This window comes from Candidatus Amarolinea dominans, assembly GCA_016719785.1.
In the GTDB taxonomy this organism is placed as follows: Bacteria; Chloroflexota; Anaerolineae; order SSC4; family Amarolineaceae; genus Amarolinea; species Amarolinea dominans.
The window spans coordinates 34,742-49,272 of sequence record JADJYJ010000006.1; the positions used below are offsets into that span (position 1 = coordinate 34,742).

8 protein-coding genes and 1 pseudogene are annotated in these 14,531 nt (G+C 62.9%); 7 read left to right on the forward strand and 2 right to left on the reverse strand.

The window, feature by feature from the left end; genetic code table 11:
- Positions 1 to 188 precede the first annotated feature (188 nt).
- From IPM84_08785 to IPM84_08795, 3 genes are all read left to right on the forward strand, one after another.
- Positions 189 to 3,878: a DEAD/DEAH box helicase gene (locus tag IPM84_08785; protein ID MBK9092857.1), complete on the forward strand. Its 3,690-nt coding sequence runs from the start codon at positions 189 to 191 to the stop codon at positions 3,876 to 3,878.
- A gap of 990 nt (positions 3,879 to 4,868) precedes the next feature.
- Positions 4,869 to 6,284 carry a sensor histidine kinase gene (locus IPM84_08790; GenBank protein MBK9092858.1) on the forward strand — a complete coding sequence of 472 codons (1,416 nt, stop codon included), beginning with the start codon at positions 4,869 to 4,871 and terminating at the stop codon, positions 6,282 to 6,284.
- Positions 6,285 to 6,370: 86 nt separating this feature from the next.
- A complete protein-coding gene (locus IPM84_08795; protein MBK9092859.1) occupies positions 6,371 to 7,030 on the forward strand; it encodes a response regulator transcription factor in 660 nt (219 codons plus the stop codon).
- A 70-nt stretch (positions 7,031 to 7,100) separates the two neighbouring features.
- Here IPM84_08795 and IPM84_08800 read toward each other — a convergent pair whose 3' ends face one another.
- Both IPM84_08800 and IPM84_08805 read right to left on the reverse strand, forming a co-directional pair.
- The gene (locus IPM84_08800; GenBank protein ID MBK9092860.1) at positions 7,101 to 7,442 is read right to left on the reverse strand and encodes a hypothetical protein; all 342 of its coding nucleotides are present in this window, start codon (positions 7,440 to 7,442) and stop codon (positions 7,101 to 7,103) included.
- Positions 7,443 to 7,473: 31 nt separating this feature from the next.
- Complete coding sequence (locus IPM84_08805; protein MBK9092861.1) at positions 7,474 to 8,004, reverse strand: hypothetical protein; 531 nt, start codon at positions 8,002 to 8,004, stop codon at positions 7,474 to 7,476.
- Between the two features lie 443 nt (positions 8,005 to 8,447).
- Here IPM84_08805 and IPM84_08810 point away from each other — a divergent pair, with 443 nt between their 5' ends.
- From IPM84_08810 to IPM84_08825, 4 genes and pseudogenes are all read left to right on the forward strand, one after another.
- Positions 8,448 to 9,482: an ABC transporter permease gene (locus IPM84_08810; protein ID MBK9092862.1), complete on the forward strand. Its 1,035-nt coding sequence runs from the start codon at positions 8,448 to 8,450 to the stop codon at positions 9,480 to 9,482.
- A 132-nt stretch (positions 9,483 to 9,614) separates the two neighbouring features.
- Positions 9,615 to 10,625, forward strand: a complete 1,011-nt coding sequence (locus IPM84_08815) for an ABC transporter permease (GenBank protein MBK9092863.1) — start codon at positions 9,615 to 9,617, stop codon at positions 10,623 to 10,625.
- 12 nt (positions 10,626 to 10,637) lie between these two features.
- Entirely contained in the window at positions 10,638 to 12,218 is a 1,581-nt protein-coding gene (locus IPM84_08820) for an ABC transporter ATP-binding protein (GenBank protein ID MBK9092864.1), read from the forward strand.
- Positions 12,219 to 12,644: 426 nt separating this feature from the next.
- Positions 12,645 to 13,727: pseudogene (locus IPM84_08825) on the forward strand (BMP family ABC transporter substrate-binding protein).
- Positions 13,728 to 14,531: the final 804 nt, after the last annotated feature.

Consider the following 14,531-nt stretch of genomic DNA (forward strand, 5'->3'; position numbering starts at 1 on the left):
TCAGCATTCACCCTTCATCCTTCATCCTTCACCCTTCACCCTTCACCCTTCACCCTTCATCCTTCATCATGTTACCACAGGCGTAGTCAAAACTCAAACCGGTGCAGTTCTGATGTTTTTCAGTCAGACGCCGATTTCAAGCGGCTGTGCTATAATGACAGCCTCATTTTCTCACGCGGAGTAGTGTCATGTCCGATCTGTGGACTCCATTCGCCCTGCCGGTTCGCACCTGGTTTCGTGAAACCTTCGCTGAACCGACTTCGCCGCAGGCGGCGGCCTGGCCCGCGATCCAGGCTGGCGAGCACACCCTGATCCTGGCGCCCACCGGTTCCGGCAAGACGCTGGCCGCGTTCCTGTGGGGCATCAACCAGATTGGAACCCATCTGGCGCCGCCTGGCCCCGGCGACGAACTGAACCGCCCGCGTCTGCCGGACGGCGTGCAACTGCTCTACATCTCGCCGCTCAAAGCCCTGAACAACGACATCGAGCGCAACCTGCACGCGCCGCTGACCGGCATCCGCGCGGTGGCCCAACGGATGGGCGTGCCCTGGCCTGAGATTCGCGTCGCGGTGCGCACCGGCGACACTTCCACACACGCCCGCGCGCTGATGGTCCGGCGGCCGCCGCACATCCTCATCACCACGCCCGAATCTCTCTACCTGCTGTTGAGCAGCCCTCGCGCCCGCGACATTCTGCGCAGCGTGCGTGCGCTGATCGTGGACGAGATTCATACCCTGTGCGGTAACAAACGCGGCGCGCATTTGGCCCTCAGCCTGGAACGACTGCAGCACCTGGCCGGCCATCCCATCCAGCGCATCGGCCTGTCCGCAACGATCAAGCCCCTGGCCGAGGTCGCGCGCTTCCTGGGCGGGCAGGTGGAGACCGCGGACCCGGCCGCGCCCGCGGACAGCTACACGCCGCGGCCCGTCACCGTGGTTGATACTGGCTATCGCAAGGCGCTCGATCTCGCGGTCATCACCCCCGTGGCGGAGTTTCGCGCCATGCCCGGCGATTCGGTCTGGCCGTCGGTCATTCCCCAGGTGCTGCAAGATATCTTACGCCACCGCAGCACCCTGATCTTCTGCAACAACCGCCGCCTGGCCGAGCGCACGGCCGACCGTCTCAACGCGCAGATCGAAGCCGAAATGTCCGAGGAGATTCCGCCCGGCAGCTCGGAGGGGCTGGCGCCCGGCGGGTTGATGCGCGATCGCGGCCTGTTTGCCATCGGCGCGCAAGGCCCCATCCGCGCGCACCACGGCAGCATGTCCAAAGAGGCCCGCCGCGAGATGGAAGAGGCGCTCAAAGCCGGCCGCCTGCCCGCGCTGGTCGGCACCAGTTCCCTGGAGTTGGGCATTGACATCGGCGCGGTGGATTTGGTGGTGCAGTTGCAGTCGCCCAAGAGCGTCAGCCAGGCTCTGCAGCGGGTGGGTCGCGCCGGGCACCTGGTCGGCCAGACCAGCAAAGGACGCATCTACGCCACCTTCCGCGAGGACATCGTCGAGGCCGCGGCCGTGGTGCGCGGCATGTTGGATGGCGATGTGGAGCCGACGCGCACGCCGTCGAATCCGCTGGATGTACTGGCGCAGCAGATCGTGGCCCTGGTGGCGCTGGAGGATTGGGACACCGCCGCGCTGCTGGCCCTGCTGCGCCGCGCCTACCCCTTTGCCAACCTGAGCCGCCACGCGTTCGAGGCCGTGCTCGACATGCTCTCCGGCGGTTTTGCCCAAAGCGCTGGCCCCACCGTCCTACGCGCGCGCTTGGCCTGGGACCGCGTCAACCAACGCCTGCTGGCCCTGCCCGGCGCTCGTTTGCTGGCGGTTTCCAACGCGGGCACCATCTCCGACCGCGGCGCGTTCAGCGTCTACCTGGCCGATGGCAAGACCCGGATTGGCGAATTGGACGAGGAGTTCGTCTTCGAGAGCCGCCCTGGCGATGCCTTCCTGTTGGGCAGCCAGACTTGGCGCGTCCTGAGCATCGAGGACGATCGTATCGTCGTGGGCGAAGCGGCCGGTGCGATGCCGCGCATGCCCTTCTGGCGCGGGGACTATCCCTGGCGCCCCTACGAACTGGGGCTGCGCATCGGTCAACTGCGCCGCAGCGTGGCCGAACGCCTGGCAGCCGGCGATGCGCAGCCCGACGCCATCGAGCACTGGCTGCGCACAGAGTTCTGCCTGGACGCCAACTCGGCGCGCATCCTGCTGGACAGCGTGCGCCGTCAATTGGAAAGCGCCGGCGTCATCGCCAGCGATCGCACCGTGGTGGTCGAAACCTTCAGCGATGCCATCGGCGATCAACGCATGGTCATCCACACGCCCTTTGGTGGGCGCATCAACGGCGCGTGGGCGCTGGCCCTCAGCAGTGCCCTGGCCGACCATCTGCGCATCACCATCGAGGTGCAGGCCAACGATGACGGCATCCTCTTCCGCTTTCCTGCGGCTCTGCAGGCCCCGCTGCCCTCGTTGGTGGCCCTGGTGCGCATGAGCGCCGATGAAGCGCGACGCCGTATCGTCGCCGAACTGCCCAATTCCGCGGTCTTCGGCGCGCATTTCCGTATGAACGCGGCCCGCGCCATGCTGTTACCCAAGGCGCTGGGGCGCAAGCGCACCCCCTTCTGGCTGCAACGCCTCAAAGCCCGCGATCTCCTGGCCGCCACGCGTCAACTGCCCGATTTTCCCATCGTCATCGAAACCTACCGCGAGTGCCTGCAAGATGTTTTCGACATGCCGCACCTGGAAGAACTGCTGACCGCGATCGCGGACGGGACCATCGAAGTCGTCGCCATCGAATCAGTGGCGCCCTCGCCCGTCGCGGCCGGCCTGCTCTTCAACTTCATCAGCGTCTACATGTACGAATGGGACGCGCCTAAAGCTGAACGCCAGTTGCAGGCGCTGGCCTGGCGCAGCGATTTGCTCGACGATCTCCTGCAGAGCAGCGAGATGGCGCGCCTGCTCAAACCCCAGGCCATCGCCGCGGTCACCAGCCAGGCGCAGCACACCGCGCCCGGCTTTCAAGCGCGCACGGTCGAGGAACTGGCGGTCTACCTGCAGCAGGTGGGCGATTTGACCACGGGCGAAGCGGCCGACCGCGCCACGGGTGATGCCGCGGCCTGGCTGGCGCAGTTGGCCGGCCAGGGTCGCATCGTCGAAATCCATTTGCCCACTGCGCATGGATCAGAACTGCGCTGGATTGCGCAGGAGTTGTTGGCCGAATACCGCGCCGCGCCGGCGCGTGATGGCGACGCCGAAGAAACGGCCGCCGCCTTCCCTGGCGCGGCCGCCATCCTGCGCCGCCTGCTGCGCCACAGTGGCCCCATCAGCCGCGCTGACATCCTGGCCCGCTACGCCTTCGACTCTGCCTGGCTGGATGACGAACTCGCCCGCCTCATCGCGGGCCGCGACATCGTGCAGGCAAATTTCAGTGAGCCGGGCGCTGAGGCCAATTTGCCCGCCGTCTTGCAGGTGCTCGACCGCCACAATCTGGCCTCGATGCACCGGCGCACATTGACCCTGCTGCGCCAGGAGGTGCAGCCGGTGTCGCTGGCCGTCTTCAGCGACTTTCTCCTGCGTTGGCAACGCGTCCAGCCGTCCACACGCCTGGTTGGCGCGGCCGGTCTGCGCATCGTGATGCAGCAGTTGCAGGGCTATGCGGCGCCGACTGTGGCCTGGACGCGCGACATCCTGCCGGCCCGCGTGGCCGATTTTGATCCAGATGATCTGAATGCGCTATGTCAGAGCGGCGCCTGGGCCTGGGTGCTGGCCGGACAGGAGGCGCGACGGGCACGCGCGCGCTTCGTTCCACGCGGCGATGGCCGGCTCTTGCTGGCGCCGGCGGACGACCCGCGGCGAGCGAGTCAACCGCCGCGGTCTACGCTTTTCTGAAGAACGAAGGCGCATCCTTCCTGGCCGATATTCAGAGCGGACTGGGCCTGGCAGCCACGGCTGTGCAAGGCGCGCTGGTTGAACTGGCGCTGGCCGGCCTGGTGACGAATGACACCCTGGCCGCGCTGCATGTGCTGCAACAGTTCAGCGTGCCCGGCGCGGCCCCATCTGCCCCCGTCAGCGCGCTGGAGGCGGAGTTGGCCGCACGCCTGGGGCCGCGTCCCGTCATGCTGGGTCAGCGGCCCGGCGTTGGCGCCCTGCGCCGGGCGCGTCAGCAGGTGGAACAACGCCTGCGCCGTGAGGAAGATGCCTCCGCCTGGCCGGGCCGCTGGGTGATCGTGCAGCGGGCCGCGCTGCTCGGCCCACCGTTGACCGATGAAGCCCGCGCCGAACGCCTGACGCGCCTGGTGCTGGCGCGCGAGGGCGTCATCCTGCGCGAACGGCTGGAGCGACCGGAGGCGGCCGGCGTCTGGGCGCTCATCTACCCGGTGCTGCAGCGCCTGGAACTGCGCGGGGAGGTGCGCCGCGGCTACTTCGTCAGCGGCCTGGCGGGCATCCAATATGCGCAGCCAGACGCGGTCGAAATGCTGCGCGCGGCCGCGGCGACGCCTGACGAGGCATTGATCGTGATCAGCGCCAGCGACCCGGCCAATGTGTGGAGCGGTGAAACGGGCGACGAGGCCTGGCGGATTGCGCAACTGCCTTCGACTCACCTGGTGTTGAGCGGCGGTCGCCCTGTGCTGGCGGCCGAGGACAGCGGCGAGCGTCTGCGCCCGGCCGCGGACGTTGACCCGGAACTTGTGCGCCGCGCGATCGCCGCGTATTTGGCGCGGCCCTTTGCCCCGCGGCGGCTGCAGGTCAACCTGTGGGACGGCGCGCCGATTCTGGGCAGCGCGGGGCAGCCCATCCTGCAGGCGCTCGGCTTTCAGCGGTTACCCGCGGGTATGGAGTGGTGGGCCGGGCGCGTGCCCTGAGATCGCTGAACAAATTATGATCGAATTTATTCGCACGTTCTTTCGGGCCAATCAGATCATCATTCTGTCCATCTACGGACAGGTGTTTTTTGTGTTGGGGCTGGCCATCGCCCTGCAATCGTGGCGCCACAGTCGCCTGCGCCTGGCGCGTAGTCTCAACTGGTTGGCCGCGTTTGGAATAACCCATGCGTTGGTGGAATGGGGAGACGTGTTCATCCCCATCCAGGCCGGCTACCTGTCGGCGCCCATCGTCGAATTGCTGCACAGTGTTCATGTCATTCTCCTGGCGTTCTCCTTTGTTTGTCTCTTTCAGTTTGGCGCCGAAGCGCTGCGCCCCTTGCCGGGACGCCGGCGTTGGTTACGCGCCGTGCCCGCCATCGCCTTCGGGCTGTGGCTGCTGTGGAACTGGGGGCCTGGGCCGCTGTTGACGCCGGATATCCGGTCGTGGTTCAACCTGGCCAACATCCTGGCCCGCTACGGCATTGGATTTCCGGCGGCCTTGCTGGCTGCATTCGGCCTGTGGCGCCAGTCACGCGACATGGAAGCCAACCTGCACATGCCGCACCTGCAGCGCACCCTGCGCCTCGCGGCCCTGGCCCTCGTTGGCTACAGCGTGTTTGGCGGCTTGGTGACGCCGCGCGCCGATTTTCTGCTGGCTGCCTGGTTGAACACAGAACGCATGGAACAACTACTGATCGTTCCGGTTCCTCTCGTGCGCAGTCTGCTCGGCTTGATCCTCACCGTCTCGATTATCCGCTCCCTGGAAGTCTTTCGTGTCGAGCTTGACCGGCGTCTGAGCAGCATGGAAGAAGAGCAGGTGCTGACCACCGAACGTGAACGCATCGGCCGTGAACTGCACGACGGAACGCTGCAAACCATCTACGCCGCGGGGCTGCTGCTGCAAGCGGTTGAACGTGAGGTTACCCTGCATGACGGCGCGCCAACCGCGGCACACCTGCAGCAGAGTATGCAACTGCTCAACCAGGCCATCGCCGATATTCGCAGCTACATTGGTGCCTTGCGCAGCCAACCGACCGGTGTCAGCCTGGCGGCCGCCCTGCATGACCTGGCCGGCCATCACCACCTGCGTTCCCTGGGCGACCTGGAGGTCAAGCTGGATTTGCCGGATGAGCCACCCCTGGCGCCGGTGCATCTGGGGCACCTGCTGGCCATTGTCAATGAGGCGCTGAGCAATGTGGCCCGCCACGCACAGGCCACACGCGTGCAACTGAGCGCCGCGGTGGTTGAGCAACAACTGCATCTGCAAATCAGCGACAACGGACATGGCCTTTCACCTGATTACGTTGTGGGGTATGGTTTGCGCAACATGCAGGATCGCGCCCGCCTGCTTGGCGGCTCCATGCAGATCGAATCGCACGGTAGGGGCATGACCATTCGGGTGACAGTGCCCTGGGATGAACAGACAAGGTGACCGGGATGAACAGACAAGGTGACCGGGATGAACAGACAAGGTGACCGGGATGAACAGACAAGGCAAAAAAATAACAGGCGGGCAGCATGACACGTCACTTGCGCTTACTGTTGGTGGATGATCATCACATCGTGCGCTTAGGTTTGCGTGCCTTGCTCGGCGCGGAACCCGATCTGGAAGTCGTGGGTGAAGCCGGCGCCGCGGCGCAGGCGATTGAACTGGCCGAGCGCCTGCGCCCCGACATCATTCTGATGGATGTGCGCCTGCCCGATCAAAGCGGCATCAGCGCGTGCCAACGCATCCGGAGCCTGTGGCCGGAGATCCAGGTCCTGATTTTGACCTCATTCGCCGATGAGGCGCTGGTGCTCGAAGCCATCAATGCCGGCGCGGCGGGCTATGTGCTCAAACAAGTGGGGAGCGATGACCTGGTGCGGGCCGTGCGCGCCATTGGGCAAGGCGACGCGGTGCTGGACCCCACGATTACCCGGAAGGTGCTCAACCGCGTGCGGTTGGCCGAACGCGAGGCGCAGTTGACCGCCTTTCGCGACCTGTCCGAGCGTGAAGTGCAGGTGTTGGCGCAGCTAACCGAGGGCAAGACGAATGCTGAAATCGCGGCGGTGTTGATGCTGAGCGAGAAGACCGTGCGCAACCATGTCAGCGCGATCTTCGAGAAACTGGGGCTGACCAATCGCATCGAGGCGGCCACCTATGCGGTGCGTCACCACATCGAACGCTACACAAAATAAACCGTTTGGCCCGCTCGCGGATGGCGGACCAAACGGCAGATTATCCGGGGAGCCTTAGCGGTCGCTGGTGCTATTCACCTGCCAGCCCCTGGAAAATGGGCGGGAAGGTGAGCAGAAAACCGACGCCGATCAAAACGAGCGTGGTGGTGAAAATCCGCTGCCAGGCTGGATTCTTGTCCTTCCACATGTTGTTGAGGACAAACCATGAGATGAGCCAGACTGCCACACCGACGAGGGTCTTGCCCGTCAGCGGGCCGGCCGGATTGTACCAGTTCAGCGCGTTCTTCAGTCCGGCGCTCAATTCGGCGCCCGTGGTCAGGAGACCGATGACGAGATTACCAATACCGGCGGCGATCAAGGCCGCGGCTGCCGGACCATTCGGAACTTTGTTTGTCATTGCTTGCGTTGCCATGTGATTCACTCCCTATATTGTGAGTAGTTTTCTAAAGAATGGGGGCAGCCTTGGTAATCAGGGCGCCAAAGAGACCGGCGATCGCGGCGGCGATGAAGGCCAACATGAAAATCAGCATGACGAAGCGGCGCAGACGATCATCCTCGGCCAGTTGGGCGCCGTATTTCCAGACGATGAAGGCCACGGCGGTTGCCAGGATCGGTGCAAACCAGGCGACATGCTCCTTCCATTCCATGCCAAACCCATGCCAGGCCTTCAGGCTGTCGCTGGCCAGCAAGAAATAGCGTGGATAATCGGCCAGGTTAGCGCCCTCAGGCGGTTTGGCGCGATACCAGGGATAAACGACGAAGGTGCCGGTGATGACCGTGGCCCAGGCCACCAGCGCCATACCCCAGGCGCCCAGATCAAGGCGACGCATGCGCTCACGAATACCCTGCGCTGTCACCAGTTCTGGTCGCAAGCTGTACAGTCCGGCCATCCCGCCGGCAAACGCCAGTAGGAACAGACCACCCAACCCGATACCGTGGACCAAAGCCCACAACTCTCGACCCGTCAGAGACATAAGAAAGAATCCTCCATCCTCGATCATTCGGTAGGGGAATTTCTGGCTCAACGTACAGGGCAATTATCGTTGGCAGCCGATTCGTTTTCCAGGGGCAGATGACCCATTTTTCAGGGGACATAGACGCGATCCCGTCAAATGGCGCACGGCGTTGCGCTCGCAACAGGGTCAAGGGCGCGCCACATGTGGAGCACCTGTCTGCTACTTGGCTTGAATGACAGTTTTGGGATATAATGAATTCATTGTAATCCTGCCCCCTCGTGCTGATTCCTCCCATGAGCACGCCGCTTGCTGTTCTCATCTATTGTTCCAGATCATTCCGACCGGGAAGGAGCATTATGACCAGATCGAGTCCCTCCGTCTTCAATCCACGTCCTCTGCTGCGTGCATTGGCAATTCCTGCCCTTGCCCTTGTGTTAGCCCTGGCATTAGGCGCCATTCTCATGCTGTTGTTTGGCGACGATCCGCTCAAGGCCTACAAAGGCCTCTTCGATGGGGCTTTTGGGACCGGACGCGCCTGGGCCACCACGGTGCGCAAGATGACGCCCGCGATCCTGACCGGCCTCTCGGTGGCGGTCGCGTTCAAGGCTGGACTTTTCAACATCGGCGCCTCCGGCCAATTCATCATCGGCACCGTCTGCTCGGTCGCCATCGGCATCAACTTCCCCGACATGCCGGCCATCATCCATATCCCGCTGGCCCTGCTCGCCGGAATTGCGGGTGGCATGATTTGGGGCGCCATTCCCGGTCTGCTCAAAGTCTACACCGGCGCGCACGAGGTGATCACCACGATCATGCTCAACTACATCGCCAGCCTGCTTGCCGGCTGGACGGTCTATGCGGGCGGCACGCAAGGTCAAACGCCCGGCCCGCTGTGGGACCGCACGGCCGGACCGATTTCTGAGACAGCCGATGTGGTGGCCAGCGCCCGAATTCCCTGGATCTTCGGCCCGCCCTACCGGGTACACTGGGGCGTACTGATTGCCATTTTGGCTGCCGTCCTCATCTGGTGGCTGCTCTACAAAACCACGATTGGCTTCGAGATTCGCACCGTGGGCGCCAACAGCAAGGCGGCGCGCTATGCCGGCATTCGCGTGGGTTGGACGGTGGTCCTCACGATCATGATCGCCGGCGGTCTGGCCGGGCTGGCCGGCGGCATCGAAACCCTGGGCCTCAATCACAAATTTGCTCCTGAATTTGGCGGGTCCGTCGGGTTCGACGGCATCACCGTGGCCCTGCTGGGGCAGACCCATCCCTTAGGTGTCGTCCTGGCCGCGTTCCTGTTTGGTGCGCTCGATGCCGGCGCGGCCAACATGCAATTTCAATCGGGCGTCGCGGCTGACATCATCCAGGTGATCCAGGGCCTCATTCTGGCCTTCGTGGCCGCACCCACGATCATCCGTTCCATCTTCCGCATCGGCAAGACAGCCGATGAGGTCGAACAACGCAATCTCAGTTCCAGTTGGGGACGTTCCTAAGCGTGGGGGTTGGGGGGGGTGGTGGGGGGTTTTTTTTTGGGGCGAGCCAAGAGCCAGCAAAACTGGTTCTTGCATGGATGGAGGAGACACATGTCCACGAATCGAATCTGGAAGACCACGTCCATCATCTCCATGGCACTAGCCGTGCTGCTCGTGGTGATGGTCATCCTGGTCAACACGACCGGACTAAAAAGTGCAACCTGGCTGCGCGTGCTATTTGGCATCAGCGCCCTCAACTTCACCCTGCGTGCGGCCGTTCCCCTGATCCTCGGCGCACTCAGCGGCATTCTGTGCGAACGATCGGGCATCATCAACATCGGCATCGAAGGCATGATGCTGGCCGGCGCCTTTGCCGGTTTTGTGGCCAAGGTCGCGACCAACCACTGGCCATTGCTGCTCAGCCTTCTCTTTGGCGTCGTGATCGCCCTGGCCGTGGGCGGGCTCATGGGCCTGCTGCATGCCACCCTGTCTACCCGTTTCAAGATGGACCAGATTATCTCCGGCACGGTCATGATCATTCTGGCTACCGGCTTTTCTTCGTATCTGTTCGACCGCAACGCGATTGCGGAGGGCAAGTTCTCTGCCGTACACATTCCGTTCCTGGCCGATATTCCTGTGATTGGGCCGGTGCTGTTCAAGAATCCACCGATTACGTTTCTGACCTTGATCCTGGTCTTCGTCGTTCACTACGCGCTTTTCTACACGCGCTGGGGTTTGCGCACACGCGCCGTGGGTGAGCATCCCCGTGCCGCGGACACCGTGGGCATCAACGTCAACCGCTACCGCTATGTCAACACCGTCATTGGCGGCATGTTGGCGGGCCTTGCGGGTGGGTTCCTGGTGCTGGAGGCCGTGGGTCAGTTTCAGGAAGGCATGACCGCCGGTCGCGGCTTCATCTCGCTGGCCGCCATGATCTTTGGCAACTGGAACCCCTTCGGCGCGCTGGGCGCAGCCATCCTGTTCGGCTATACTCAGGCCCTGCAAAACGAGCTGCTGTTGGCCGGCGTCACCACGGTCCCGCGCCAGTTTATCAGTATGTTGCCATACGTGGTCACCATCATCGCCGTATCTGGCTTTGTCGGCCGGGTGCGACCCCCCGCGGCCGAGGGCAAGGTCTACGAAACAGAAGGTGGGAAGGACTAAAGGGGGTGACGCATGGGCCAGAATTTTCAGAACCAAACGCCGGTGCTGGAAGTACGCAACATTACCAAACGTTTCCGCGGGGTCGTCGCGAACAGCAATGTCAATCTGAAGCTCTACCAGGGCGAAATCCTGGGCCTGCTGGGCGAAAATGGCGCGGGCAAATCCACCCTGATGAACATCATCTACGGGCTGTACCACCCGACCGAAGGCGAAATCCTGGTCAACGGCAAGGTGGTGCGCATGAATACGCCCAAGGATGCCATCGCCCTGGGCATCGGCATGGTGCATCAGCACTTTCAGTTGGTGCCGGTGATGACGGTGGCTGAAAACATCATGCTCGGCAGCGAGACCACTAAGAACGGTTTCTTGGACACGCGCACCGTTGCCAAACGCATCCAGGAACTATCGGACCGCTACAACCTGTCGGTTGACCCCTACGCGCTGATCGAGGATTTGCCCGTGGGCATTCGCCAGCGCGTGGAAATCGTCAAGGCGCTCTACCGCAACGCCAGCATCCTGATCCTGGATGAGCCGACCGCCGTGCTCACCCCGCAGGAGATCGAGGGCCTCTTCCAGGTGATGGAACTTCTGCGCCAACAGGGCAAATCCATCGTCTTCATCACCCACAAGCTCAAGGAAGTCCTGCGCATCACCGACCGCATTGCGGTGTTACGCGGCGGCAAGACGGTGGGTGAAGCCGATCCCAAAACGGCCACACAGTCCAGCCTGGCCACCATGATGGTCGGGCGCGAGGTGATCCTGGTGGTGAATAAGAAGCCTGCGACCCCCCAACAGGTGGTCCTCAACCTGCAGCAGGTATCGGCGACCAGTGATACCGGCGGCACCGGGCTGCACAAGGTCTCGTTCGATGTCCGTGCCGGTGAAATCATGGGCGTCGCGGGCGTACAGGGCAACGGTCAGACCGAACTGGTCGAGGTCGTCACTGGCCTGCGCTCGGTAACGGGCGGCAAGATCCAGATTGGCGGCAGCGACATGACCAATGCCAGCCCGCGGCGCGTCACTGAAGATGGGCACAGTTGTCATATTCCCGAAGACCGCCATGCGTACGGCATGGTCGAGTCCTACAGCGTTGCCGACAACATGGTGCTCAACACCTATTACAAGGCGCCCTTTGCCCGCGGCATCAACGTGCAGCCGCAGGCCATTCGTGAAAACGCCGAAGCGCTGGTCAAGAAATTTGATGTGCGCACGCCCTCCGTCGAAAAGGCGGGCGGCGGGCTCTCCGGCGGCAATCAACAGAAGATGGTAGTCGCACGCGAATTCAGCCGCCCCATCAATCTGCTGATTGCCGCACAGCCCACGCGTGGCATCGACGTGGGTTCCATCGAGTTCATCCACAATCAGATTGTGGCCAAGCGCGATGAAGGCGTGGCCGTGCTGCTGGTCAGTGCGGAACTGGACGAGATCATGGCGCTATCGGATCGCATCGCCGTGATGTACAAGGGCGAGATGATTGACATCGTACCACGGGAGAAAGCCACACGCGAGGGCCTGGGTTTACTGATGGCGGGCGTCCACCCGGAGGGAGAAGTCACAGGCGCCGCTTCCCCAGTGGCACAGGCGCAAGCATGAGGCGCCGTGCCGGGGACGTGTAGTTGCTTGAGTCGCCTTGCCCTGGCATCGCACATGCGCTATAATCAGGGAACTGCGGGCAAGCGCCTGGTGGTACCTTCTCAATGATCCAGGGAGACGGCGGTCGCAGACCGCCTACGAGCCTGTTCAAAGGGGATCTGTGACCCCCATCGCCTCCCGCTTCTTGAGAAGATACTCATGAGTTGTTTTACGGGCCGGCGCCAGGGCAGGCATCACTGCCAGCACAAGAAAGAAGATTAGAAAAGAAGATTAGAAAGGAGGAGTTAGAAAGAAGAAGTTAGAAAGAAGGATTGCCCCAGACGCGATCAAGGTTCAAACGGGGACGGCCATGCGCAATGTCCATCATGCAGAGCCGCCCTCTCGATACTTGCCAGTTGCAGAATTACTCAAAGAGGAGACAGAGAAATGCGTAAGCACGTCTTTACTGTGTTTTCGGTGTTAGTCATTGTGGCCATGCTGTTGAGTGCCTGCGGTGGTGGCGCAACGCCCACCGCAGCACCCAAAGCCACTGAAGCGCCCAAAGCCACCGCAGCGCCCAACGCCACCGAGGCGCCCAAGCCGGCGGCCGGTGGATTCAAGATCGGTCTGGTGACCGATGTCGGTCGCGTCAATGACCGCAGCTTCAACCAGTCAGCCTGGGAAGGCGCGCAGCAGGCGGCCAAGGAACTGGGTGTGGCCGATGCAGATGTCAAGTACGTCGAGACCCAGGACTCCAAGGACTACGCCGACAACATCCAGCAGTTCGTTGACAATGGCTACAACGTCATCATCACCGTGGGCTTCGCCCTGGGTGATGCCACCACGACGGCGGCAAAGGCCAATCCGGGGATCAACTTCGTTGGTGTAGATCAGTTCCAGGGCGCGACCCTGCCCAACCTGACCGGACTGATCTTCCATGAGGATCAGTCGGGCTACCTGGCCGGTGCGCTGGCCGCCAGCCTGACCAAGACCGGCACGATTGCGGCCGTGCTCGGCACGGACCTGATACCGCCGGTTGTGGCCTTCAAGGAAGGTTACGAGGCTGGCGCCAAGGCCATCAAACCTGACATCAAGATCCTCTCGACGTATCATCCGGGCGAGATTTCGCAGGCGTTCGTGGACCCGGAGTGGGGCGCGGCGACGGCGAAGCAGGCGATTGACCAGGGCGCGGACGTGGTCTTCGGCGCCGGCGGGCAGACGGGCAACGGCGCGCTGCAAGAAGTCGCGACGCATGCCGGGCTGTACTGCATCGGTGTGGATACGGACCAGTGGGAAACTGTCCCCGCGGCGCAACCGTGTCTCGTCTCCAGCGCCATGAAGCTGATCACCCCTGGTGTGGTGGATCTGGTCAAGATGGCGAAGGATGCCAAGTTCCCGGGCGGCAACTACTTCGGCGGTTCGGGTCTGGCTGCTTTCCATGATTTCGATGCCAAGCTGCCCAAAGACCTGAAGGACAAGCTGACCCAACTCAAGGCGGACCTGGACAGCGGCAAGGTCAAGACCGGCTATCCCAAGACAGCCAGCACCGAACCGTTCAAGATCGGTCTGGTGACTGATGTCGGTCGCGTCAATGACCGCAGCTTCAACCAGTCGGCCTGGGATGGCGCACAGCAGGTGGCCAAGGAACTGGGCGTAGCCGATGACGACGTCAAGTACGTTGAGACCCAGGACTCCAAGGACTACGCGGACAACATCCAGCAGTTCGTTGACAATGGCTACAACGTCATCATCACCGTGGGCTTTGCCCTGGGCGATGCGACGACCGCGGCGGCCACGGCCAACCCCAAGATCAACTTCATTGGTGTGGATCAGTTCCAGGGCGCGACCCTGCCGAACCTGACCGGTTTGATCTTCCATGAGGATCAGTCGGGTTACCTGGCCGGTGCGCTGGCCGCCAGCCTGACCAAGAGCGGCACCATCGCCGGCGTCTTCGGCACCGACCTGATTCCGCCCGTCGTCGCCTTCAAGGAAGGCTACGAAGCCGGCGCCAAGGCCACCAAGCCGGACATCAAGATCATCTCCACCTACCACCCTGGCGAGATCTCGCAGGCGTTCGTGGACCCAGAGTGGGGCGCGGCGACGGCGAAGCAGGCGATTGACCAGGGCGCGGACGTGGTCTTCGGCGCTGGTGGGCAAACAGGCAACGGCGCGCTGCAAGAAGTGGCGACCCATGCCGGGCTGTACTGCATCGGTGTGGATACGGACCAGTGGGAGACGGTGCCTGCGGCGCATCCGTGTCTCGTCTCCAGCGCTATGAAGCTGATCACCCCTGGTGTGGTGGATCTGGTCAAGACGGCGAAGGATGCCAAGTTC

Excerpts from the sequence above, each read along its gene's own strand:
- IPM84_08805 (MBK9092861.1), bottom strand. The coding sequence starts at position 8,004 with ATGTCTCTGACGGGTCGAGAGTTGTGGGCTTTGGTCCACGGTATCGGG.
- IPM84_08810 (MBK9092862.1), top strand. The coding sequence starts at position 8,448 with ATGCTGTTGTTTGGCGACGATCCGCTCAAGGCCTACAAAGGCCTCTTC.
- IPM84_08790 (MBK9092858.1), top strand. The coding sequence starts at position 4,869 with ATGATCGAATTTATTCGCACGTTCTTTCGGGCCAATCAGATCATCATT.
- IPM84_08800 (MBK9092860.1), bottom strand. The coding sequence starts at position 7,442 with ATGGCAACGCAAGCAATGACAAACAAAGTTCCGAATGGTCCGGCAGCC.
- IPM84_08820 (MBK9092864.1), top strand. The coding sequence starts at position 10,638 with ATGGGCCAGAATTTTCAGAACCAAACGCCGGTGCTGGAAGTACGCAAC.
- IPM84_08785 (MBK9092857.1), top strand. The coding sequence starts at position 189 with ATGTCCGATCTGTGGACTCCATTCGCCCTGCCGGTTCGCACCTGGTTT.
- IPM84_08815 (MBK9092863.1), top strand. The coding sequence starts at position 9,615 with ATGGCACTAGCCGTGCTGCTCGTGGTGATGGTCATCCTGGTCAACACG.
- IPM84_08795 (MBK9092859.1), top strand. The coding sequence starts at position 6,371 with ATGACACGTCACTTGCGCTTACTGTTGGTGGATGATCATCACATCGTG.